Source organism: Dehalobacterium formicoaceticum (genome assembly GCF_002224645.1).
GTDB lineage: Bacteria > Bacillota > Dehalobacteriia > Dehalobacteriales > Dehalobacteriaceae > Dehalobacterium > Dehalobacterium formicoaceticum.
The window spans coordinates 765,794-789,714 of sequence record NZ_CP022121.1 but is presented as its reverse complement, the minus strand read 5'-3'; the positions used below and the strand labels follow the sequence as shown (position 1 = coordinate 789,714).

At 43.9% G+C, this 23,921-nt stretch carries 22 protein-coding genes and 2 riboswitches; of the genes, 4 read left to right on the top strand and 18 right to left on the bottom strand.

Annotated features, from left to right (window positions below; translation table 11 throughout):
* Positions 1-28: 28 nt before the first annotated feature.
* From CEQ75_RS03920 to CEQ75_RS03870, 11 genes are all read right to left on the bottom strand, one after another.
* Complete coding sequence (locus CEQ75_RS03920; RefSeq protein ID WP_089609165.1) at positions 29-571, bottom strand: hypothetical protein; 543 nt, start codon at positions 569-571, stop codon at positions 29-31.
* Positions 572-928: 357 nt separating this feature from the next.
* Positions 929-2,431, bottom strand: a complete 1,503-nt coding sequence (locus tag CEQ75_RS03915) for a B12-binding domain-containing radical SAM protein (protein WP_089609164.1) — start codon at positions 2,429-2,431, stop codon at positions 929-931.
* A complete protein-coding gene (gene bzaD, locus CEQ75_RS03910) occupies positions 2,431-3,759 on the bottom strand; it encodes a B12 lower ligand biosynthesis radical SAM protein BzaD (RefSeq protein ID WP_089609163.1) in 1,329 nt (442 codons plus the stop codon). Before bzaD ends, CEQ75_RS03915 begins: the two co-directional genes overlap by 1 nt.
* Positions 3,760-3,764: 5 nt before the next feature.
* Complete coding sequence (locus CEQ75_RS03905; RefSeq protein ID WP_242965372.1) at positions 3,765-5,315, bottom strand: DUF2284 domain-containing protein; 1,551 nt, start codon at positions 5,313-5,315, stop codon at positions 3,765-3,767.
* A gap of 16 nt (positions 5,316-5,331) precedes the next feature.
* Entirely contained in the window at positions 5,332-6,402 is a 1,071-nt protein-coding gene (gene cobT, locus CEQ75_RS03900) for a nicotinate-nucleotide--dimethylbenzimidazole phosphoribosyltransferase (RefSeq protein WP_089609162.1), read from the bottom strand.
* A 31-nt stretch (positions 6,403-6,433) separates the two neighbouring features.
* The gene (cobS, locus tag CEQ75_RS03895) at positions 6,434-7,183 is read right to left on the bottom strand and encodes an adenosylcobinamide-GDP ribazoletransferase (protein ID WP_242965371.1); all 750 of its coding nucleotides are present in this window, start codon (positions 7,181-7,183) and stop codon (positions 6,434-6,436) included.
* Positions 7,184-7,330: 147 nt separating this feature from the next.
* The gene (gene bzaB, locus CEQ75_RS03890; RefSeq protein WP_089609161.1) at positions 7,331-8,626 is read right to left on the bottom strand and encodes a B12 lower ligand biosynthesis ThiC-like protein BzaB; all 1,296 of its coding nucleotides are present in this window, start codon (positions 8,624-8,626) and stop codon (positions 7,331-7,333) included.
* A gap of 19 nt (positions 8,627-8,645) precedes the next feature.
* Complete coding sequence (thiC, locus tag CEQ75_RS03885; RefSeq protein ID WP_089609160.1) at positions 8,646-9,944, bottom strand: phosphomethylpyrimidine synthase ThiC; 1,299 nt, start codon at positions 9,942-9,944, stop codon at positions 8,646-8,648.
* A gap of 191 nt (positions 9,945-10,135) precedes the next feature.
* Positions 10,136-10,326: riboswitch (cobalamin riboswitch) on the bottom strand.
* A gap of 17 nt (positions 10,327-10,343) precedes the next feature.
* Positions 10,344-10,874, bottom strand: a complete 531-nt coding sequence (locus CEQ75_RS03880) for a hypothetical protein (RefSeq protein ID WP_089609159.1) — start codon at positions 10,872-10,874, stop codon at positions 10,344-10,346.
* 27 nt (positions 10,875-10,901) lie between these two features.
* Positions 10,902-11,690, bottom strand: coding sequence for an energy-coupling factor transporter transmembrane component T family protein (locus CEQ75_RS03875; protein WP_242965370.1), 789 nt, complete (start codon positions 11,688-11,690; stop codon positions 10,902-10,904).
* A gap of 3 nt (positions 11,691-11,693) precedes the next feature.
* Positions 11,694-13,238 carry an ABC transporter ATP-binding protein gene (locus CEQ75_RS03870; RefSeq protein ID WP_089609158.1) on the bottom strand — a complete coding sequence of 515 codons (1,545 nt, stop codon included), beginning with the start codon at positions 13,236-13,238 and terminating at the stop codon, positions 11,694-11,696.
* A 90-nt stretch (positions 13,239-13,328) separates the two neighbouring features.
* Positions 13,329-13,504, bottom strand: a riboswitch (cobalamin riboswitch).
* A 115-nt stretch (positions 13,505-13,619) separates the two neighbouring features.
* Here CEQ75_RS03870 and ychF point away from each other — a divergent pair.
* Positions 13,620-14,714: a redox-regulated ATPase YchF gene (ychF, locus tag CEQ75_RS03865; protein WP_089609157.1), complete on the top strand. Its 1,095-nt coding sequence runs from the start codon at positions 13,620-13,622 to the stop codon at positions 14,712-14,714.
* Positions 14,715-14,798: 84 nt separating this feature from the next.
* Here the strand turns inward: ychF and CEQ75_RS03860 are convergent, their stop codons facing one another.
* From CEQ75_RS03860 to CEQ75_RS03850, 3 genes are all read right to left on the bottom strand, one after another.
* Positions 14,799-15,692 carry a selenium metabolism-associated LysR family transcriptional regulator gene (locus CEQ75_RS03860; RefSeq protein ID WP_089609156.1) on the bottom strand — a complete coding sequence of 298 codons (894 nt, stop codon included), beginning with the start codon at positions 15,690-15,692 and terminating at the stop codon, positions 14,799-14,801.
* Between the two features lie 249 nt (positions 15,693-15,941).
* Complete coding sequence (rnhA, locus tag CEQ75_RS03855; RefSeq protein WP_089612492.1) at positions 15,942-16,379, bottom strand: ribonuclease HI; 438 nt, start codon at positions 16,377-16,379, stop codon at positions 15,942-15,944.
* A 61-nt stretch (positions 16,380-16,440) separates the two neighbouring features.
* Complete coding sequence (locus CEQ75_RS03850) at positions 16,441-17,256, bottom strand: D-alanyl-D-alanine carboxypeptidase family protein (RefSeq protein ID WP_089609155.1); 816 nt, start codon at positions 17,254-17,256, stop codon at positions 16,441-16,443.
* 109 nt (positions 17,257-17,365) lie between these two features.
* On the opposite strand from CEQ75_RS03850, the gene lepB reads away from it, so the two are divergent.
* Positions 17,366-17,890 carry a signal peptidase I gene (lepB, locus tag CEQ75_RS03845; RefSeq protein WP_198306623.1) on the top strand — a complete coding sequence of 175 codons (525 nt, stop codon included), beginning with the start codon at positions 17,366-17,368 and terminating at the stop codon, positions 17,888-17,890.
* 48 nt (positions 17,891-17,938) lie between these two features.
* Here the strand turns inward: lepB and CEQ75_RS03840 are convergent, their stop codons facing one another.
* Entirely contained in the window at positions 17,939-18,577 is a 639-nt protein-coding gene (locus CEQ75_RS03840) for a lactate utilization protein (RefSeq protein WP_089609154.1), read from the bottom strand.
* A gap of 208 nt (positions 18,578-18,785) precedes the next feature.
* Between CEQ75_RS03840 and CEQ75_RS03835 the strand changes: the two genes are divergently transcribed.
* Positions 18,786-19,439, top strand: coding sequence for a CBS and ACT domain-containing protein (locus tag CEQ75_RS03835; RefSeq protein ID WP_089609153.1), 654 nt, complete (start codon positions 18,786-18,788; stop codon positions 19,437-19,439).
* Between the two features lie 90 nt (positions 19,440-19,529).
* Here the strand turns inward: CEQ75_RS03835 and CEQ75_RS03830 are convergent, their stop codons facing one another.
* The 3 genes from CEQ75_RS03830 to CEQ75_RS03820 form a co-directional block, all read right to left on the bottom strand.
* Positions 19,530-20,432, bottom strand: a complete 903-nt coding sequence (locus tag CEQ75_RS03830; RefSeq protein ID WP_089609152.1) for a L,D-transpeptidase family protein — start codon at positions 20,430-20,432, stop codon at positions 19,530-19,532.
* A 49-nt stretch (positions 20,433-20,481) separates the two neighbouring features.
* A complete protein-coding gene (locus CEQ75_RS03825; protein ID WP_089609151.1) occupies positions 20,482-21,972 on the bottom strand; it encodes a DUF255 domain-containing protein in 1,491 nt (496 codons plus the stop codon).
* Between the two features lie 78 nt (positions 21,973-22,050).
* The gene (locus CEQ75_RS03820) at positions 22,051-23,136 is read right to left on the bottom strand and encodes a class I SAM-dependent methyltransferase (RefSeq protein WP_089609150.1); all 1,086 of its coding nucleotides are present in this window, start codon (positions 23,134-23,136) and stop codon (positions 22,051-22,053) included.
* Between the two features lie 157 nt (positions 23,137-23,293).
* On the opposite strand from CEQ75_RS03820, the gene CEQ75_RS03815 reads away from it, so the two are divergent.
* Positions 23,294-23,791: a phosphatase PAP2 family protein gene (locus CEQ75_RS03815; protein ID WP_089609149.1), complete on the top strand. Its 498-nt coding sequence runs from the start codon at positions 23,294-23,296 to the stop codon at positions 23,789-23,791.
* Positions 23,792-23,921 lie beyond the last annotated feature (130 nt).

Below are 23,921 nucleotides of genomic sequence, written 5' to 3'. Positions count from 1 at the left end.
CCTGGTTTGTGAGAGTAAAGCTCCCCGTTCATTCTTCTTTCCCTTCTATAACCTGAGAAGATCCTTGATCCTGATTGAGGGAGACACGTTCCAAAGTCACATCCAAACCCAGACTCCATTGCTGTTTTAGATTCGGATCCGCTCCTGCCAGATACAGTAATTCATCCGGCTGAATATGTATTATTCCTTCCTTGCCTTCCAATTCTTTGATCACTTTCAAGGGATTCTGCTTTGCTGTAAGATGGATCAGATCCCACCCATCTAAACTAAGTGTACCAAATTCTTTAAAGGATCCTTTCAGAGCAGTAATGATTTCTTTGCGACCGGTTTCTTTTTTTCCGGCAGCATATTGTACCAGCATTCTATCCGTCCAGGCTTCCTCCGGCAGGTAGTCCTCCCTTAGCTTAGGATCTAACCCTGTTGTCATTTCCTTTAACATTTGATCAGGGGTTTTTTGCTCAAGAAGGGAAGTCTCTCCTTCCGCCCACACCTTGGACGTGCCTGGCAGAACTATCAGGCACAACATTAGGAACAGCATACAAACAAGTGTGTAATTGACAAATTTCCTCAAAAATATCTCTCCCTTTACATAATTAATATATTTTGTCATATTGCCAAATATTGTGTTATATTAGGCATCTTTTACCAATTTCCTTCTTTTTTGAAGATGATTTTATGCAAATTATTTGTTATAATCCAAGTTTAGTGTAAAAAATCTTAAAATGTAGATATAGCAAGGCTTTAGAGCAATCATCTTTTAGACTCGATCATGAGCTGGCTGCGCAGCATCTTTGGCTAATACCAGAAGTGATCAAAAAAATAAAGAAAATTAATACTTTCAACCTTTAAAAATTTATGCTTTCTGAAAGCAGAACCAAAGATGCCCGTCTGAAGAATTTGGCCAAATTCTTCAGACGGGCATCTTCTCTTACAGGGGTAAATATTCATTCATTTTCTGCTTTTGGAAAGCTACGATTTGACTAATCTCCTCATTAGAAAATACCACACCTGATTCCAGCTGCTCCAAGCCATGGCTAAAACTTTGGACCAGCAGTTGGTTTAATTTTTGATATCTTCCTTCTGCGTCTTCCGGCTCTGGCACCCTGCCGCTCCAAATATCATTCATTTTCACAAAAAGATGATTGGTAATTTGGCTCATGGCCTCGGCTAGAGTCTTTACTTGGGGATCAGCAAAATCAGCTGCCCCTTCATAGGTAGTGGCACCAAGCACCAGCCGGCCCGCCTTTTTTAATTCTTGGTAAGCCTTGGTGCCCTGAAGAATAATCTGGGGATGATAAAGTACATTGGCCGTAATCGCTAAGTTTTTTAATAAATCGTTTCTCAAAAGAAATTCAAGGTTGGTTCTGATATCGGCCAATGAAGAATCCGGCTCAAACATAATAAACCCCACATTGGGCTCAATGCCATACTTCCGAAGGATTTTCAGGGCTCTTTCATTTTGGGCGACGGTAGTCATTTTATTGAGACGTTTCAGGGAATCATCCTTGCCGCTTTCCAGTCCGATCAGGATATCCCTCAAGCCTGCCTCCACCAAAGCGGAAATGGTTTCTTCATGAATATCATTGACTCGCGCCTCAATGCCAAAATGAATCTTTCTCTCTTTTATCATCTGCGCCAATTTCAGAGCCCTTTCCTGCCCTCTTTTCCCAGGGCCGAAAAAGTTGGGATCGGTAAAATAGAACTCTTTTTTCCCCCACTTAGCTATAATCTGATCTATTTCACTCATGATATGTTCCGGCGTACGACCCCGCCAGCAAGCATGCTCTCGTCCATAGTAAGGATTAATATAGCAAAAGGTACATCCACCGTAACAGCCCCTGCTGCCTTCCAGATTAACTTCATACATCTTCATCATCACCGGAGTACGCAACGGATAAGGCAGATCATCCAGATTTTCAACAGGGTCCCGTCTCTTTACCTCAAGAGAACCGTCTTCATTCCGCCAAGCCATGCCGGAGATACTTTTGGGAACACCAGTACCGTCAAACCTTTCCGTCAATTCTGCAAGGGTAAGTTCAGGTTCACTGATTACGGCTCCGTCAAGAGCCGGACATGATCGGAGGATTTCTTCATAGGCAAAAGTGGGATAAAATCCGTACACCAGGACAAACTTCGCGCTACCATCCGATTTTAATTTGTTGATCAAAGCAAATAAGTTCTGATTATTCCCCCAGCTGTACACCAGGTGTACCGCCATCAGATCCGGGGAGAAGTCCCGAACCTCATCGAAGATCTCATCATAGGACATCTTTTCCAAATATCCTTCAATTATTTTTACTTCATGTCCCCTGTCGGACAACATACCGGCAACATAGCCGCTAATCAAACTGGAGGACAGGGGTGTATTGGCAATATCATTACATCTTTCCCGGGCAATATACCGGGGATGCTCTAAGAGCAGAACCTTCATTATGATAACCTCACTTCCTGCCACATAAAAACATTTTTACATAAGTGATAGGTTTCCAATTGATACCGAAGCATTTCATAGGGCTGAGGATTGTAATATACCGGATAGATCAAATCGGTATGGGGTGATATTACTCCCTGGGCCAGAGCAATTTTTTCTATGGGCGTCCCCGGAAAAATGCGAATGTTATTTAAGACCACCGTTCCCAGGTTTCTTTTTTTTGCGTGGAGCTCATAAAGACGATCCAATAGCTCCATGCCGCTTTTTATGGTTTCAGAGTTTTCGCCGGGAACATTCACCAAAAAATGATACATGGTACAGACATCTGTTTGGGCGGTTAACTCACCTGCCCGAATCACATCTTCTATCTTCATGTTTTTACCCAGTACATCAAGGGCTTGCTGGCTAAGACCGTCAGGCGACAAAGAAAAGCAATTACAGCCGGCCGCTTCATAAAGAAAAACATTTTCTTCATTTAATAAATCTTCTCTAAAAAAACCGCTCCATGTAATCTGGAGCCTGCGTCCCAGGATTTCCCGGCAAATCTCATCCAAATGCTCACTGGGAAGATTAACCACAGGGGCGTTAAAATGAAAATTTTGGACGCTGTGTTCCTTGTACAAAAATTCTAATTCGTCGACTACTTGCCGCGGTTCCCGACAGCGAAGCTTTTCCCCTTGCAGCCGCCCATACACACAATAAGTACACTGGAATGGGCAGCCCCGGGAAGTTTCAATGCCCATGGAAGGAGCATACTGATTGATCCCGGTATATAATTCGGGGGCGAGGAGACTTCGGTCCGGAACCAGATATTCCCTCATATCAAAGTCGGCAATAGCAGGAATCCTTTCGATTTTCTCCCCTTTGCGATAGCACAATCCGGGAATCATAGGGGGATTGTCCAATGAACGGAGCAATGCCAGATAGGATTTTTCTCCCTCGCCGACAATTCCGTAATCAATCTCCGGCAGCTCTGCCATGATCCGTTCCGGAAAGAGAGAAAAACCGGTCCCCCCAACCACAAGCCGAGCCTTTGGTAAAAGAGCTGATACCAAACGCACGGTTACGATAAAAGGAGGGATCAGGGAACTGGTTTTGTTGGCTAAAGGGTCGATGTTTCTTAGTGATAAACCTACCAGATCCGGCTGAAAGTCTAAGAGCCGTTCCTTCAAAGCTCCAAATTGATCCGCCTCTAAATTCATATCCAGAAGTCCCACATCATAGCCGGCTTTTTTAAGGTAAGTCGCCAGGCTCACAATGCCGATAGGATAAACTCTTTCTTGGGTCACACTCTCCACAGAGGGGGTTTGTACCAATAATATTCGCATCCTGCTCACTCCAATAATAAAATTGCAAAATATTTTACATAGTAATCATCAGGCGACAAGGGTTTTAAAGAGATCCCCGCTCTCTTTACCGTCTCATAGACATCAATCCCGGATGCTTCCATGGAAGGCCGGGCACTTTGAGTATTCTTACATCCTTCTGTACCGCCGCATTCTGCACAGATGGAGCAGGGGCCTGCCCAAAGAGCGAAAGCTCGATAATACCCATCATAAAAAGCTGCTTTCTCCGCCTTTAGTACCTGGCGCTGAAAGTCTCCGGTGGGTGGTTCACCTTCAATCAAAATACAGGTGGTATAATCTTGAAGCATCTCTCTTGTTTGTTGGGGAGATGGGCTGTTGGGAGGACAGTGGGGCGCACCGAAATTACTGCAACCGTAATTGCAGTGCCAATTCACCCAATTGGGTATATGAATGATTTCAGTGGAGACCACCGAAGCTTTGCGAAAACCCAGGTGCTCTATTTTAGCTGCCAGTTGGCCCTTTTTGTTCAAAGACAGGGCTTTTAATCGATCTTCATTTTTAGCGCCAAATATCAATGAGGTATCCGATGACAAGGGCACCATCTCCGTCACAGCAAGCCCCAGTTCCTGTAGTTGTTCTCTGATCCAATGAATGCTAAACACCTTTCCATTAAAGGTATTAACAAACATATTAAGATCAAAAAGAGCCGCTTTTTCATGACCGTGCTCAAAAAAGAAATCATGAATGAGCAAATACCCCTCCGGTTTCAGACAAGCTGCCGCCCTCTTTAATATCAGAGAAATTTCCTCTTCCCCATAAGCATGCACAATATTTGAAAGGATCACTAAATCAAATTGACCCTCCTCAACCGGCCAGGACTCCAAAATATTGGCCGGAAAGTATTTGATCCGCTCCCCAAACTTACCTGATAATTGTTCCTGGGCATAAACCAAAACAGCATCCAGGTCCAAAAGTGTCGCCTGGGATTCTGGATATGTTTCCAGAAAGGCGGCAGCAATAGACCCTGTGCCCGCGCCAACATCTAAAATATTACCTGTGAGAGACAGATCCCGGAAAAATGGTAAAATTTCCTCGGCCTTATTACGGGCAACAGAGCCCATGGCAGAACTGTACCAACGGTTCCTTTCCTCCAGTTCCGTCAGATCATCTTCGACGGGGGAGTATACTACTCTCGTCCCTTCCAGAAGACAGTCTTTCAGACTGCGCCAATTATCAAAAATATGTTTGCGCCACAGGATGGAATCACCCTGGTAGTCCTCCCTGCCCCTGACCAGATACTTAGCTGCCATTTGACCGTTATAATAAGTTGAACCATTCGCTGAAACTAAGCCCAGGGCACATAAAGCCTTCATAAATCGTTTTAATCCTGACTCATTTAATTCCGTGCCCTGAACTAATTCTTCCAGTGTCTTCCCCACCGGTTCCAAGGATGAAAAAATGTCCATTTCCACAGCCGTAAAAAGAACTTCTGAAAACCAGTAACCGGTAGCCAGATCCTCAAGATATTGAGGATTGTTCTCCTGGGGATCATGTTTCATAAAATCCAGCTTTTTCATCTTTTATTCACCTTCTTTACTGTACCGGACTGGCCACGCCGGAATCTTGATAAGTCAGCATCTTGCACATGGCCTGGGCGGCTGATTCCACAATATTCATCGCTAATGCTGCCCCGCTTCCTTCTCCCAAACGCAGGTTCATGTTCAGAATCGGCTTCAGTCCCAGCTCCTCCAGCATAAACCGGTGCCCATACTCCATGGATTGATGGGCGGCAATCATGTAATCAACAGCATCAGGGGCGATGTCCTTAGCGAGAAGTGCTCCGGCGGAAGAAATAAATCCATCAATCAATATGGGTATCCGGTAATAGGCCGCGCCCAGAATCAACCCGGCGATGCCTCCGATTTCAAAGCCCCCAACCTTGGACAAAACATCAATGGCATCCTTCCCGTCAGGTTGGTTCACGGTAAGAGCCTTTTCAATCACCCGGACTTTGTGGGCCAGCGCCTCATCACTTAGTCCGGTACCTCTGCCTGTTACCTGAGCTGCCGGACGCCCGGTCAATGATGCCAATACCGCACTGCTGGGTGTCGTGTTACCGATCCCCATATCACCGGTAGCCAGCAGTTCCACCTCGTCTGCCGCCAGATTGCCCGCAATCTCAATACCGGTTTCCAGAGCCCGGATTGCCTGCTCCCGGGTCATCGCTGCTTCCCTGGCAATATTACGGGTCCCGGGGGCGATCTTATAAGATTGAATTTTTCCATCCTGCACCAAGAAGCTTAAATCCGCTGCTACACCCATATCAACCACGGTAACCCCGGCCTCGGCAACTTCCGCCAAGACATTAACAGAGGCTCCGCCCATGACAAAATTATTGATCATTTGAGGTGTTACCTCCTGAGAACACAAGCTGATTCCTTCCTCGACCACTCCGTGATCTCCCGCCATGGTAACCACCATTTTCTTCCTCACAGAAGGTTTTAATGTTTCCTGAATTCCGGACAGCTGTTCCGCCAGATCCAGCAAATCCCCCAAGCTCCCCAGGGGAATAGCCAATTGGTCAATATGCCTTCTGGCTTTTTCCCGCCATATTTTATCAACGGGTTTAATATTTGCTATTGCTTCCTGAAGCTTTACACCCATGTTTTCCCCTCCCCCATCATTTAAAAATATATTATGAAAATTTATCAAAGATCACCAGCATCAAGAGCAGAAGCACCTCAACACATTCGTTTACCGCACCTAATGTATCTCCGGTAACCCCGCCGATCTTTTTTAGAAAATAATTATTCAGGACCAAGATCGATAACACCACAAATCCCAAAAGCAGCACAGCCTGAAATTTTAATAAATAAACACTAAGAACCACCGGAAAAAACAAGCTGATTAAGACTTCCCGGTACCCAACATAATTTGTAAAGGAAGCGGTTCCTCCATCTTTTCGCGCATAAGGATACCAAGCTGCGCCCAATACCTGGGACCAACGGCCGAAAACGGTTGCCAGCACCAGGGTCCACTCCTGCATCTCCTGGGGCATTTCCCCCAATAACATCAACCGACCCAGAAAAAAAATCATAGCCGCCATCACACCGTGGGATCCTACCCTGCTGTCTTTCATAATTTCCAGGATCCGCTCCCGGGGTCTGCCGCTGAAAACCCCATCAGCTGTATCCATTAATCCGTCCCCATGGAGATTTCCTGTTAAAATAATGAGAAAAACCACCGCAAAGAAATTACTCACAGGAAGGGAAAAAATATGAGCCAGCAAAAAATGTACACCTACGGCACAGCCTCCCAAAATCAGTCCAATAAGGGAAAAGAAGGCCATAGACTGGGCTACCAATTTTTCATCGAACTGGGTGTGAATCTTTACGGGAATTCCTGTCAGAAACTGAAGTGCAACCAAAAATTTCACACCAATCACACCAATTCACCTGCAATTACCTTCTTGATTTACTTGCCACACTTTAAACAAATCCTAACCAGGCAGCACCATTGAAACAGGCCGCCGGGGACATGGGTCTACAAGGAATGTCCCCGCCAGCCAAATCCCTGAACAAAAACGTTAATGTTAAAGAGAATGATTGGATCCCAGCCCAAAATATTCTGCCGCAACCTGAGCGGCACATTCTGACCCGCATACCCCGCATATTTGGTCAAAATCCGCATCCTGAGCTGCAGCCTTGATCTTATCCGGATACAAAGCCAACTCAATTTGCCGGTCTAAATCACGATTGACTCGGGCCTTGGCCATTGCCAGATCTCTTTGCCAGGCCTTTTTATTACCTCGGGAAATATCCGCAATGTGTGCGCCCATTCTCGTGGCGATGACACCGGTTCGCACATCTTCTTCAATGGGCAGTCCCAGGTGTTCCGCCGGGGTTAAGTAACATAAAAAGTCTGCCCCGCAAGATCCGATCAAAGCTCCTCCAATAGCTCCGGTAATATGGTCGTAACCAGGGGCAATATCAGTAGCAAGGGTACCTAAAATATAATAAGGAGCATTGTTACACAGGCTTTTTTGTACTCTCATCGTCGCATCCACATGATTGAGAGGAACGTGGCCTGGTCCTTCCACCATGACCTGCACACCGGCCTCCTGAGCTCGTTGCACCAGTTGGCCCTGAATGATCATTCCTTCCAATTGGGCTCCATCCAGGGAATCGGCAATGCATCCCGGACGGATGGCATCTCCCAGGCTTAATGTCACATCATAAGCCTTCATAATCTCCAGTACCCGGTCATATTGGGCATATAGAGGATTTTCTTTTTGGTTGTGCAGCATCCAACCGGTGAGGAAGGAACCCCCTCTGCTTACTACCTGAGTCACTCTGCCGGTAGTCTGCATTCTCTTGATCACATCAAAATTAAGGGCACAATGAATAGCCATAAAATCCATACCATCCGCTGCCTGTCTTTCAATGACTTCAAAAATTTCATCTTCTTTCATATCGACCACACTGCCGTACTTTTCGATGGCTTCAATCCCTGCCTGATAAATGGTAGTGCAGCCCACGGCAACATGGGCTAAAGAAAGGGTCTGATGCCGCATCCCGTCAATATCGCTTCCTGTACTTAAATCCATAAAACTGTTACATCCTGCTTCTTCTGCCGCAGCCAGTTTTTTCGCTTCCAGCTCCATGTCATCACAGTCGCTGGATGTACCGATTAAAGCATTGACCTTAATGCTCATGCCCTCACCAATGCCGCATACTTTAAATTCTTTCCGTTTTTTATTCTTAGGAATAACAATTGTTCCCCCGGCAACTCCCTGCCTTACAAATTCTGGGGTTACTCCCTCATCAAGAGCTACTTTTTCCATTTCCTCGGTAATAATTCCGGCACGTGCTTTTAAAACCTGAGTCATTTTATCCACCCCTTCTTTTTTAACAGCTATGTTTTTCTATCTTCAAATACTTAGCGATAATTTCCATGGCGCAATATTTGCCGCACATGGCACATCCTGTGGATTCGCCGCTATTCCGGGTTTTTCTGATTTCCGCAGCTCTTACAGGATCAATTGATAATTCCAATTGCTTCTTCCAGTCTAAACTTTTCCGCGCCATGGACATGTCCAAATCCCATTGATAGTCCTCTTTTCTTCCTTTTGCCAAATCCCCGGCATGGGCAGCAATACGGGCGGCAATCACACCTTCATGAACCTGTTGTGCGTCAGGTAACCCAATATGCTCCGCCGGTGTGACATAGCAGAGAAATTCTGCGCCGGCCCAAGTACTGATCGCCCCCCCGATGGCAGCGTTTATGTGATCATAGCCCACTCCGATATCCGTAAGCAGCGGTCCAAAAACAAAATAAGGAGCGCCTTTACACAGGCTTTTCTGTAAGGTAACTGTTGCTTTGACATGATCTAAGGGCATATGTCCCGGTCCTTTGATCATAATTTGCACCCCTGCCGCGCGGGCGCGGCGCACTAATTCCCCCAGAACTACCAGTTCCTGAACCTGAGCGCCATCCAGGGAATCTGCCAAACATCCAGGCCGCATCCCATCCGCCAAGCTAAGGGTGACATCATATTTTTTTGCAATTTCCAGCACCCGATCATATTGCTCATATAAAGGGTTTTCCCGTTGGTTAGCGATCATCCAGCCGATAAGGTGGGAGCCTCCATAACTTACCAGGGGATCTACCCGTCCCTCACTTTTTGCCCGTTCCACAATATCCATGGTGGTCCCGCAATGCATCGCTAAGAAATCAACGCCATCCGCGGCATGTCGTTCAATCACCTCAAACATTTCCTCAACATCCATTTTCACCGAGGAACCGTACTTTTGGCTCGCCTCAACCATGGCCTGATAAATGGGGAGTGTCCCCACCGGCACAGAAGCTGAGGAAAGTGTTTCTTTTCTCATACCATCCATATCACCACCGGCACTTAAATCCATAATGGCATCTGTTCCGGCTTTTAAAGCAGTTTCGATTTTCTCTTTTTCCTTGCTGTGAGAAGTGTCCTTTCCGTGGAGGCCGATACTGGCACTCACTTTCGTCCGAAGGCCTTTGCCGATGCCTAAAGGAGTGATATTTTTACGGTTGATATTAGAGGGAATCACGATATTGCCTTCTGCCATTCCCTGCCTGATAAATTCCGGAGTCACCCCTTCCCGGACTGCTACCTGCTCCATTTCCGAAGTAATTGTTCCATTCAAAGCACTTGTTAATAAAGTCATTTTTATCCTCCTCTACCTTAGTCAGTTCATTTATTTAGAACTAATCTCTTTAATTAAATTACCCGGACTTGCTCTTCCCTCCCTTCGAAATCAGATCTTGTCGTATCTTTTCAGTCAGGTTAAAAAGAAAAAATCCACAACCTGATCGGTGTGAATTTTCCATCATTCCCACGCTCCATCTCTTTTAAGACGAAGAGCACATCTTTCAGGCAGGTCTCCTGGCTTCCGGATTACCATCCACAGCTCCCTTCCCGCCTGCTTTACCTTTTAGGCAACAAACGGTGGTTATGAGCCGGACTACCGGTTACAGTGGCGGGACCGCCCGGGACTTGCACCCGGTTCCCTATTCTCCCTTCTGGGCACCTGAAAATAGCTTATATTATTTTTATTTATAAACCCTTAGAGCAAAGACGATTTTTGTAAAGCACCATAAACGCGTTTAGTAAGAAATCCTGCCACAATGGTCGCCACCAAAGTGGTAATAGAGGAAGAAACTAAGGCTACCTTCCAGTCTAAATTAACAACGAAAATCAAACCCAGCATGACACAAAAGTTACCGGTTACATTACAGGCGATCATTGCCAAATAATGATGGCTTAATTTCTCCATTGATAACTCCCTGGCAACCAATGAATACATAATGGATCCAATGGTATTGGCAAACAGGAAGAAAAATGCCAAGGGTGAGTAGGCAGTAGCCATGGCGATGATTGCTTCTAATAATCCGGCAATAATCCCGGCAGGTTGTTTGTACATTAAAACAATGAGACCGGTAAAAAATGACCAACATGTTCCATTAAACAGTAATAAAGTAGGATCTAAAATACCGTCGATACGCCCTGTCACTTGCATCATGATTAAAAATACAATTCCTACAATGACACTGCCCACTAAAGCTTTGGTGTCTGTTCTAAATAAACTTTCTTTCATGTGATCCTCTCCCTGCATAGATGTATTTTAGCTTGCAAATGGTGCCATTTTGTATAAAGAACTAAGGATCATGATTAAAAATATGCCGCTGATTAAAACCCGGTCATATGTTTTTATCTCAATATTTGAGGCAAATGTACGGGTTTTACTCTGTCCGTAACCCCGTAAGTCCATGGCCAGGGCGATTTCTGTGGAACGCCTCACCGCTCGGTATAAAAAAGGCAGAAATGTGGGAATTATTGCCTTGATTTTGTCCCAGACCTTTTCCATTTTTAGACCTCTGATACTCTGGCTTTCAATAATCGACAGATATTCAGCCTTCATCAAAGGTAAGAAACGAACACCCAGTCCCACCAGCATGGCAAACCGATAAGGGACTTTAAACTTCATCAGCATCAAGGTGAATTCCGTCGGTGAAGCAGAAGTTAAAAACTGCATGCTGGCAAAAACAATTACAGTTGTTCTCAACATACCAAGAACTGTGAGGGGGATGGCTTCACTGTAGATCTTAATCATACCCCATTGATAAAGGAGCATACCTTCCCGGCAGAATAGCAGCTGAAGAATCAGCATCTGCAGTCCTAAAAGCAACATGATTGCAATCATCACCCGATATTGTTTCAATGAACCCTTTAAGATCAAGGAAACAGTCATGCCCACACATAAAACAACGATAAGTTGAAAGGGTGTTTCACAGATTAAAGCGAAAAGAATCATCAGCCCGTACCAGGCTAACTTTGTGCGGGGATCCAATTTATCGTTCAGTTTTTGTTTCGTTTTTTCCATTGATTCATAAGCAACAGACGATATCTCCATTTTTTAACCTCCTCGCTCTTCGTCCCGGTTGTTAAATGAAATAATATTTCCAAAATCCAAATCAATGTCGATTAAAGGTTTAAGATGTTCCTTCAGTTTACTCGTTGAGATATCCAGTTGAAGCCGATGGTTATACATGGCCACGATGCGGTTGGAGTAGTTTTGGGCCATGGTCAAATCATGGGTAATGAGCAGGACTGTCTTTCCCAGCCTCGATAAATCAGCTAGTTTATCCATAATCATATATCCTTGATTTTCGTCAAGACCCGAGGTCGGTTCATCAGCGATAATCAGTTCCGGATCGCTGACCAGAACAGATGCCAAGGCTAAGAGCTGACGCTGACCGCGGCTTAAACGTTGAGGATGCAAATCCTTATATTTTAAAAGACCCACGAATTCTAGACTCTCATCAATTTTTCTGTCCATCACCTCCTTTTTTTCGCCCCTCAGTTTCAAGGAAAACCCAACCTCTTCCCGCAAGGAACTGGCAAAAATCTGATAGTCAGGGTTTTGAAATAAAAATCCGATCCGGGAACGGATCTTATTTAGATTTTCCTTGATTAAGGATTCATGAAAAACATCAATGGTACCTTTAGTGGGCAGTAATAAACCAACGATCATTTTTGCTAATGTTGATTTTCCGGAACCGTTTAAACCGATCACCGCTAAAAAATCCCCCTGATAAATCTTTAAATTGACATCCTCACAGCCTGTGTAATTGTTTGGATACCGGTAAGATGCATTTTTGATATTGACAACAACCTCCTTTTCCTGACGGTGTTGATGATTTTTGCCCCGCACAACGCTCTTATTTTGAAATCGTTTTTTTAGTTCCTCATTTCGTTCTTTCAAATATTCCTCAGGGAAATATTCCCTGACGATTTCCCCTTCTTCCATATAGAAAACTCTGTTGGCATAGGTAATAACTTCTTCGATGCGATCCATCACCAAAACAATGGTCAGATCTCGGGTTTTATTTAAGTGTCCCAATCTTTGATAAAGCTCATAGCGGCCGCGGGGATCCAATTCGGCCGTAGGCTGATCAAGAATCAGCATCGGGGCACGGAGGGCCAAAACACCTGCCAAAACTACCCGTTGAGCCTGCCCTCCTGAAAGAGACGCGGTCTGTCTGTTTTCAAAGCCTCGAAGCCCCACAAATTCCAAGGTATCTTTCACAATCTCATCGATTTGTTCCATCGGTAATTCCATGTTGCCCAGTCCAAAAGAAACATCATCGTAAACATCCAAACTAATCAGTTGATTCTGAGGTTCCTGCATCATATACCCCACATACCGGGACATTTGATTAAGACTTACGTCTTTAATATCCTGACCCATCAGGGTCACTTTTCCCTCCAGCTCCCCTTGATGGTAATGGGGAATTGCCCCTGTGATCGTGTGGAGAAGAACGGATTTTCCTGATGCCACACCACCGGTAATGACAATAAAATCCCCTTTATTAATCTTAAAATCAATGTTCTTCAGGGCAGTATTGGCTGTTTGGGGGAAGAAAAGCTTTTCAATTTTGATCTGAGCGATGGTTTCCATGGCGACAGCTCCTATATATGCATAATGGAAAAAATATTAGAAAATAAAAAAAGTTCCAGCTTGTAATAAGCTAGAACTTTACCATTGTTCATCTCGAAAATTTTTCAGGCAGGTCTCCTGACTTATAGACTAATATGTACGCCTTCCCAGTGAACCCAGTGGCAAATGCACATATTTTAACGTCTAATTACAGTGGCGGGACCGTCCAGGATTTATAACCTGGTTCCCTATTATCCCTTTCGGGCACCTAAAAAATATCTGGTTTTCAATTGAGCCCAGTATAAGCCAATCTATTTGTTTTGTCAACCTAAATTTTTATCTTTCTGATCACTTGTCCCTGATGAGGCTATCAAGTATAATAATCCCATTGGAGGTGTTTTTATGGCTCTTTCTTGCGGTATCGTTGGACTTCCCACAGTGGGAAAGACCACTTTTTTTAATTTATTGACCAACGCAAACATTGAAACCAGCGCATTTTATTCTGGAAAAACGGCAACAAATATCAGCACAGCATCGGTTCCCGATGAGCGGATTGATTTCTTAACCCAAATGTTTCATCCCAAAAAAACCACCTACGCTCAAATTGAAGTCATTGATGTCCCCGGTTTGGTGCGCGGCTCCAGTCAAGGCCAGGGAACAGGCAATGAGTTTTTATCAGCGGTGCGGGATGCGGATGCTTTGGTTCATATTGTACGCGCTTTCAAAAATGATCAGGTGCTTCATGTGGACGATTCTTTGGACATCATTCGGGATCTGGAGACCGTCAATATGGAATTACTTTTTGCGGACCTGCAATTGGTGGAAACTCGTCTGGAACGTATTAACAGCACTAAAAAGAAAAAAATGGAGCATCCCTTAGAAGAGGATCTGTTATTAAAAATCCAGGAAGCCTTGGAAAATGAACAGCCTGTGAGCACTCTTTCCTTTTCTGAGGAAGAAAGGGAAGCTATTAAACATATCACCTTTTTAACAGACAAGCCCATGTTGATTGTGGTGAACCTGGATGAGAAACAATTTACCGCCGCTTCCTATCCCCAAAAAGAAGTAGTCCATGATTACGGAAAGGAACATCAGATGATGGTTTTAGAGATCTGCGCTCAGGTTGAGGCGGAGATCAGTCAACTGGAGGCAGAAGATAAGGCTGTTTTCATGGAGGACCTGGGCATCAGGGAGCCGGGCATTGACCGCCTGGCTCGGGCAATCTATGACCTTTTAGGCTTAATCTCTTTTCTTACTGCCGGGGAAGATGAGGTACGTGCCTGGACCATCCCCAAAAATCTCCCTGCCAAAAAAGCGGCAGGAAAAATTCATTCCGACATTGAAAGAGGCTTTATCAGAGCGGAAATTGTCGCTTATCAGGATTTACATGAGGCAGGATCGATGGCTAAGGCCAGAGAAAAAGGCCTTTTCCGCTTGGAAGGAAAAGAATACCTGGTACAGGACGGAGATATTATTAATTTCCGTTTTAACGTTTAAGGATAAACAGGGTAAAACAGGGGACGGTTCTTTGTTTTGAACATATGTTCAAAACGAAGAACCGTCCCCTGTTTTACCCCCTGTTTATCCTTTATTTTGATGCAGCAAATAATCTAAGAAAACGTCCCGTGCCCTGGTGGCAGCAGTATTTTTGGAGATTACGGCGTAGATATTACGCTTTAAATCAAGATCTGGTAGCATCACTTGTTTTACCACGCCGGCTTTAATAAATACATCCGCTGCCCAATGAGATACAAAGCCTACCCCTAAATTATTAATCACACCGGTGATCACCGCTTGGGTACTACCCAATTCCATGACAATTTTTAAATCCGATTCCTTAATCCCCTTTATTGATAAACAATCCTTTATCACATTACGGGTGCCGGATCCCGCCTCCCGGGAAACCCAATCCAGGGAAGACAGATCCTGACTGGATAGCTCCTCCTGAATCGGATACTCCGTCCCTGCGATCAGCACCAGCTCATCCTGGAGGATAGGAAAATACTCCGCATGATTTGTTTCCACCTTGGCTCCTACTACACCCAAATCAATTTTTCGATCATATAGAAGATCCACCACTTGACCGGTATCGGTGATAGTTAAAGAAATATTTATCCCCGGATAAAGCTTCCGAAATCCCCCAATAAAATTTGGCATGATGTATTCACCTGGAATCGTACTGGCTCCCAGAGCCAAGTTGCCTTTTTTCAATGATTTTAATTCATTCATGCTTTCTAGTGCCCGTTCATATACAGTCAACAATTCCCTGGCTTCCCGGTAAAAAATTTGACCGGCATCCGTCAGCCGCACTCGCTTATCATTACGGACAATTAATGGAACCCCCAGATGTTCCTCTAATGATTTAATCTGAGCGCTTATGGCCGGCTGAGTCATAAACATTGCTTCTGCCGCCTGGGTAAAGCTTTTTAAATCAGCTACAGCAATAAAAGCCTTTATCTGCCTGATACTTGACATTTTACTTCTCCCGTACTTTCATAGTGTTTTTTTAGGTTTTAACAGACTTTTCTTCATGGAAAATCATATATATTATTCGCGCATTAATGATCCATTCCTGCCTGGAATAAAAAATAATTATTATCGGAATAAAATTTCTTTATGACCAACAACAGGTAAACAGGGAGGTAAACAGGGGACGGTTCTTTGTTTGAACATATGTTCAAACAAAGAACCGTCCCCTGTTTAGACCCCCTGTTTACCACATTTCTAACGATTTCGGGTAATTTCCAAGCGTGCTAATTCATCACACCGATTATTATAAATATTATCAGCATGTCCTTTCACCTTAATCCAAGTGATTTGATGCTTTTCAGCCAGCGTCAAAAGTTCTTTCCATAAATCTTGATTTTCCACCGGCTCTTTTTTGGAATTTTTCCAACCGTTTCGTTGCCAATTCTCCAGCCAGTGTTGATTAAAAGCATTGATTAAATAAGCACTGTCACTATGAAGCTTTACCCGGCAGGGCTCCTTTAAGGATTTACAGGCTTCAATGGCTGCCGTTAATTCCATACGCTGATTGGTAGTCAGAGGAGTAAAACCGGAGATTTCTTTTTGGTGCCCTCCGTAAATTAGAACAGCACCCCATCCTCCCGGTCCCGGATTTTTAGAACAGGCTCCGTCGGTATAAATCGTCACTTCTTTCATATCGGGATCTCCTTGATCTGTTTTCCCATTTATTATACCTGATTTCCCCTCCTCTGTGTCCTTACTGAGGGAAATTTTCAAAGCCATATTCAAAGAGCGCGGTGGCATCCGCATACCGTCTTGAACTTCCCAGTACGGTAGCAATTAACCATCGATCTCCTTTAACTGCGGAAGCAACCAAACATCCCCCCGCCGCATTGGTGGTACCGGTTTTAATCCCATTGGCTAAAGGGTAATAATCTAAAATTTTATTAACATTACGCAATGTTTTCTTTTTAGTTTCTTTTTTTGTATGATCCTGCCAAACAATGTCCACCTCACGCTTCTGTACCGTCTCAGCAAAAAAAGGGTTGCCCATGGCCGTACGAGCAATCAACGCCAAATCATAGGCCGTAGAATATTGACCGGGTACGGAATAACCGTTAGGATTGCGAAAACTGGAATTGTAAGCCCCAAGAGCCCATGCTTTGTGATACATAAGCACAGAGAATAGCTGGGGATCTCCGGCCAAATGCTCTGCGATGGCCACAGCTGCATCATTGGCCGACCATAAAAGAGCGGATTCCACTAAATGATCCAGAGAAATCCAGTCTCCTTTGATAAGCTCAATGGTCTGTCCCACATATGTTTGATGAGCTTTTTCTCCTACTTCAACCAAATCACTTAGATTGCCTTGCTCCAAAGCGATTAAACAAGTGAGCATTTTGATTGTACTAGCCGGGTGTCTAAGTTTATGAGCATCCTTCTCCCATAAGATTTCTCCGGTATGACCATCTATCAAAACTGCTGTTTCTGCACGCACCTTTGGCTCCGCCCCCGCCATTAAAGGGTGGAAAATCACCCCTATCCCTATAATGACCCAAAAGATTTTTTTCATGACACACCTCCTGACTTTTATTATTTGTCATGTTTTTTTCCCTATACGCGAAAAAAAATTTATGATTCTTGCAAGTTATGGTATAATAAAAATTAAGGGGTGAAATAATTTGAAAAAATCTCTAAGCAGTACCATCTGGGAGTATGGGAAAAGTTTATTATTAGCGGTGCTCATAGCCTTAATCATCCGTACCTATTTGTTTCAAATCACGGAAGTTTACGGCCAATCCATGTATCCTACCCTCCATGACCATGACCGTTTATTTACCAATCGTATTGGCTACACCTTAGGTATGCCCAATCGGGGTGATATCGTTATTTTAAATGCACCGGACAGGCCGGGTACTTTTTATGTAAAAAGAGCCATCGCCTTAGGCGGAGATAAACTGCGCATTGAAAACGGCAAGGTTTATGTGAACGGCAAGGAGCAAAAAGAATCTTATATCAACGGATCTTTCACGGACGGAGAAATTGATACTGTGGTGCCGCCGGGAACGGTTTTTGTTATGGGAGATAACAGAGGGAACAGTCATGACAGCCGCAGTTCCGATGTTTCTTTTATTCCTGTGGACGATATTGAAGGAAAGGCCGTGTTCCGCATTTGGCCATTTGACAATCTGGGAAAAGTAGAGTGAGCTCGTTCAGTTAAAGCTGCACAAAAAAAACGCCTCTAAGGCGTTTTTTTAATAACCTAAATCTTCACCTACCAGAATTACTGTAATATCACTAAGCAAGGGCTTCTTCCTGAGAACAGAATAAATGCGGCAGGCTCTGCTTTTGGTCTGGCAATCACTGCAGATCCCCTGCTCTTTGCAAGGATTTGCCATATTCAACCTTTTATTGTTCATCGGCGCGGCAATCATTTCAATCCTTTCATAAGCGGCCTTTTCATTAACACAAATTTTGTTGATTCCAGCCACAATAACAATCTTTTTCGGTCCAAAAGTCATCGCTGCCACCCGATTTCCTGCTCCATCCAGATTCACCAAGCGGCCATCCAGGGTTATCGCATTACTGCTGCATAAAAATACATCACTTAAAAGCTGTCCTCTGCGGATCTTCATCTTTTCTTCATCAGATAAACCAGGCACATTATGATTCAGCACTTGAGCCCCCATAGCTGCAGCTTTTTGAGGGATCTCCAGATCTGAGATCGTTACTGACCCACCCACACCAACTGTGCTTTCCGGGGTAATATATTTTAGCACTTCCTTTACGGCCTCGTCCCGGGTGGCAACGTATACTGCATCAAATTCGTTTTTAATTAAAGCCTTGGTAACTTGTTGCCCCAATGTGTCCCGATGCCATTGTTGAATGCTCATTAAGAGCCCTCCTTTTTCATTTGTAATTTTTACTTAGGTCAGTATTTCTCTGGGAAATGGAAAAAACCTCTTCCTGATATCACAGATGAAGGAGATATTTTTAATGAAAAAATTTGTTAATGGCAGGAGTTGAGCCCTCGAAAGTAGAATTTGGTATTAAAGAGAGCGAAAAAGCAAAAATAGACTTAATAAGTGAGGAGAGGGAATTATGCATGTTCGTTCAAAGATGACCAAGGAACCGGTAACAATCACTAAACAAACAACGATTGCCGATGCATTGGAATTAATGCGCAAACATAATATCCGTCGTTTGCCTGTACTGGAGAATGATAAATTAGTTGGCATCGTGACGGATCGGGATTTAAGCGAGGTATCCCCATCGCCCGCTACCTCCCTCAGTGTTTTTGAAATCAATTATTTATTGGCAAAAATGAAAATTAAAGATGCTCTCCCCAAAAAACAAAAAGTCATTACCATTGAGCCTGATGCTTATGTAGAAGAAGCAGCCATTAAAATGCGGGAACATAAAATCGGTGCCTTGCCCGTTGTGGAACAGGATAAATTAGTAGGTATCATCACAGAAACAAATATTTTCGACGCTTTTATTGACCTTTTAGGGGTGAGAGAACAAGGCTCCCGCATCGATATTGAAGTGGAAGATCACCCTGGAGTATTGGCTAATGTTACCCAGCTCATCCAAAAAAGCGGTGCGAACATTTCCCGGGTGGCTGTTTTCCGCGAAGAGGGTAAAACCTTTCTTGTCATTCGACTCACCACTTTTTATGGAGAACCGATTATTAAAACTCTGGAAGAAAGCGGTTATAAGGTTGTTGCTTACAAAAGCTATAACGATTACCAATAATTATCAATTAATAAAAGCCAGTTAAAAAGCACCTTTTTTTCCCGGAGAGTGAAAATCAGGTGCTTTTTTATTAGCTGAACGAATTCACAATTATTCAGGGAAATAGCGATTCAATCGCCCCAACATCTCCATATCGGCCTCCCCGTCCACCTGCATCATATGATAAGCTTCAAAAAGCTTGACGGCTAATTCCGTAGCGTTACCGTACCGTCCGTCAGCATAATCCATCTGAAACCCCAGTTCCTGCAAACGATATTGAAGTATGGCTACATCCTGACCTGTTGATTTGACTTTCAATGGGCGCTTAAAGCCCCGAAAATCAGGAGTGTAGCCGGTCACGATCACTCTTGTCCCCATAGGAATCCAGGGATAAATCTCTTCCACATCCCGATTAAACATGCGAAAGCAGCCATGGGAAGCAGCCTGTCCAATAGACCCCGGTTTATTGGTCCCGTGGATGCCGTAAATCCCCCAGGGTACATTAAGCCCCATCCATCTGGTACCAAATCCTGTTCCCCAATTGAGGGCTTTATGGATGATTTTGTATTCCCCCACCGGGCTGGGTGTTTTTGACTTGCCGATGGCAATAGGATAAGTTTTAAAGACCTGTCCGTCATCTAAGATGTGGAGTTGATGGGTATTCAGATCCACCTTAATCGTCACCACACCTTTGGGACCTTCCTTTTCTTTTTTTGTTGCGATGACTTGCTCATACAATAAAGCCAATGCATCCCATGTATTGTGACCTACTACGCCGTTGGCGTCTAATCCCTGCTGTTCTTGAAAATGGCGCACGCCTTCTTCTGTACGGGGACCATAGCTCCCATCTATCTTTCCTGAATAGAACCCCGCCTTTTGGAGCAAATCCTGCAGCTCCAAAATATGTGCGCCGGACTGAACCGGTTCCGTGTGCTTCAGTTCCGGACAAGATAAATTGTCCGTGCAGGCTACGGAAGGTAGGGAACCTTGAAAAAAAATACAGCAGAAAAGCATGAGTAAACATAATTGTTTTCGAATATCCCTTCACCCCTTTCTTGATATCTTAATGCTCACAAACATCAATTAGATTTTGATCTGCATTAAATCTCCCCAATTCTAAAAGCCCTAATCCATATTTGGCGACAAAAATGGGATTGTCATGATGCATTGGTCCTAGAATGTGCAGTAAGTTTTCGCCCCTAACCTTATACAAGTCAATTTCAGTCAAATGAGCCAAGCGCATAAAGAGCAATACCACATCCATATTTTCCATAAAAGGGATCAAGGGAATCTTTAAATACCCCGGCTTGGAATCAATAATGGGAATGTCCCCATAATTACCCGCCGGCATCCGGTAGTTTTCCTCCATCTGTCCCATTAATAATCCGGCCCGTTTAAGATACGTCTTTTCTCCTGTATATTGATAGGCATCCAGCAGAGCAAGCATATATTGGGTTTGATCAGTGAGTAAGGCTGGGGCAGAGGTTTCCGGTGCACAAAAATGACTCATGCCCTGACCAAAACGATAGCATCTCGTCCATAGTAAATCCAATACCTGAAGTCCCAGCTTTAAATAACGGGGATAATTAAAGATTCGGCCGGCACGAATCAAAACAGATGCCATAAGACTATTCCAATTGGTATAGGGAATTCTATCCAGATGATTTTCCCTTCGGCTCCCACCGAATAACCCTGTTTCCTCATCCCAAAAATCTGTCATCAAATAATTGAGTGTCTGAAAAACAGCTCCTTTATATGATTCCCATCCATAAATATCTATAGCTTTCAAATAACAGCTTAACAGGCCGGCATTGCTCTCCAATAATTTTTCCTGATGGGCATGGGTCCAGTCTTTACGTTCACAAAAGCGAAAGAAGCCCCCATTTTCCCGGTCGTAAAGCTCCCCCGCTAACATCTGATCCAAGGTTTTCCGCACCATCATTACTTCCTGAGCATTGGAATATCCCATCCCAAAAGACAACAAATAGTCATATATTTCCGGCAGCGGAAATTTGATTTCCCCATCATCAATAAAAAAGCCCCCAAATTCCTGGTCATAAGAACGATCAAGGATTTGATTAATTTTTCTTAAGGAGAGAGACGGTTGTATGGCTAATGTTCTATCTGCTTCGTCCCTTCCTTGATGTTTATCTTGAAGGGCGTTTGCTTGAGCATGAAATCGGCTGCTGTTATGGCAGGCATGTTTCCCATGTTTCCTGAAACTCTCTTCCAGGAAACTGATCATTTCCCTGCCGGATAAATAGTTCTCCCCCTGGAGAATCTCACCTTCAGCTGTCAATATGATCACACTGGGATATCCTCCGAAATGATACCGATCAGCCACATGGGGATATTGATCTACATTTACCCTCATGCAAACAAATTTATGCTTCAGCCATTGCTGTACCTGATCATCCTGAAAAGTGGTTGTTTCCATAATGCTGCACCAATGGCACCAAGGAGCAGTTAAATACATTAAAATTGGTTGATTAAGGCCGCCCGCCCGCTCAAAAGTATCTGCACACCATGACAACCATTTTATGGTATGGGGCATTAAGAACCCTCCTTCCCCATACTATTTTTAGTCGGCACGGCGTATTTTAGAAGTTGTATTTTATGGTAATATCAAAGCTTACCTGTTTTCTTTCAACCCTTTCAACTGGGGATCAACCAGGTTTTTATGTTGAATCAGCACCTTAAAGATTCCTCCCATACCTTCCGGATTCACTAACTGTTGAGCAGCATAAGCTTTTTGAGGTTCTTTTGACAATGCCTCTGCCAGACCTAAATTAAAGAGAAAATGCATTTGATTGGTAAAACCCGTTGTCAAAAGGCCATTTTCCTCACCCCACTTTTTCAAAGCAGAAAAATTTACATGAGCGGTCATATCCTGCTCCCCCAAGCGCAGATATGGATTTTCTTCCGTCTGATGCCGGTAATAACACATAAGGGTACCATCCCTGCGGCAGGAATGGTATAAAAGAGAAGCCTCATAACCATAATCAATGGTGAGAACAAACCCCTGATCCAGATTATTGCCGATACTTTGGAGCCAATCCCGGGCAGCCAGATTTACCTCACCCACTTGACCTTCTGATAGAGTGATGTTCAAATCATCAAAATAAGCTTCTAATAAAGGTGTCGAGGGCACATCTGCCACTTCTATTAAGATGCCCTCTTCCTCCCGCACATAAATTTCTTTCAATTGATCCTCCAAATATTTTACCCGGTGCACGGGAAAAGCATCCACCAATTCATTGGAAAGGACACAGCCCCGGAAAGGCTTCTCCACCTCGTCCAGGCCATCCACCCAGCGCACTTGCGGCTGGAAATCCGTAAGTCTTCTGTATTGTTCCTTTTTTAAACTACTGCTTGCTTCAACGATATAATAAACGGTCCGGGCAAAGAGCGTTGGGTATTTTATCTGCAATGTTTTTAAAATATCATAGGCTAAAAATCCTTTACCGGCTCCAAACTCTGCCAATGAAAAAACCGGTCCTTCCAGAAGTACCGCCATTTCCGCCAATTGTTCCGCGATCATTTCCCCAAAGAGAGAACTGACATGAACGCTGGTATAGAAATCTCCTTCTTTACCCAGGATGGGTTTTTCCGAATTATAATAGCCATATTCTGGATGATAGAGCACCAACTCCATAAAAGATGCAAAAGTGAGGGTCCCTTGTTCTCTTATTATTTTCCGTAATTCCTGATCTGCCATGGATTCCAACCTCCTTTTTCAATACCGCTAAATTATACCATGGTTTAATATTTCTCATACCGAACTTTTCTGCAGTTTCAAAATTTCCTTTTTTAATACTTCACGCGGGGCATGGTTTATGATATGATGATACCATCTATGATAAGGATGGTGGCAAATGCACAAAATACTGAATTGGGATATGCACCTTTTCTGTTATATTAACAAAAGATGGCAATGCTCGTTTCTGGACAAAATCATGCCCAAAATGACCCATTTAGGCGGCCTAAAAGCTTCTGTTTTGATTTGTCTCACCTTACTCATGTCCTTTCATTCCCTGGGGAAAGAGGTTCTTTTAGCTATGGGAAGCAGTCAAATCGTAGTGCAGGCAGCAAAAAAATTCTTGCCTCGGCCGAGACCCTTTCTCACAATTCCCCAGACAAATATCTGGAAGAATTTGATTTTGAAGGATTATTCATTCCCTTCCGGCCATACGGCAGCAACCTTTTCCTTAACGACAGTTTTGGCCGTTAGTTTCCCTGTATTTGCACCAATTGCTCTGCCTTTGTCCTTAGTAATCGGGATTTCCCGCATTTATTTAGGATTGCATTACCCCTCAGACGTCCTGATTGGTGCTATTCTGGGATCGGCCTCAGCTGCTATCGTCTGCTTTTAATCTTTTTTCTATCCTTTATGTCTCAAATAGCTCCGGCCAAACATTTGGTAACAGGAGCTTTTTATTTTTACAAAGATTTTTCAAATCCATTCATATATGATATAATTTTTCTTGCCATTTGATTGAATTT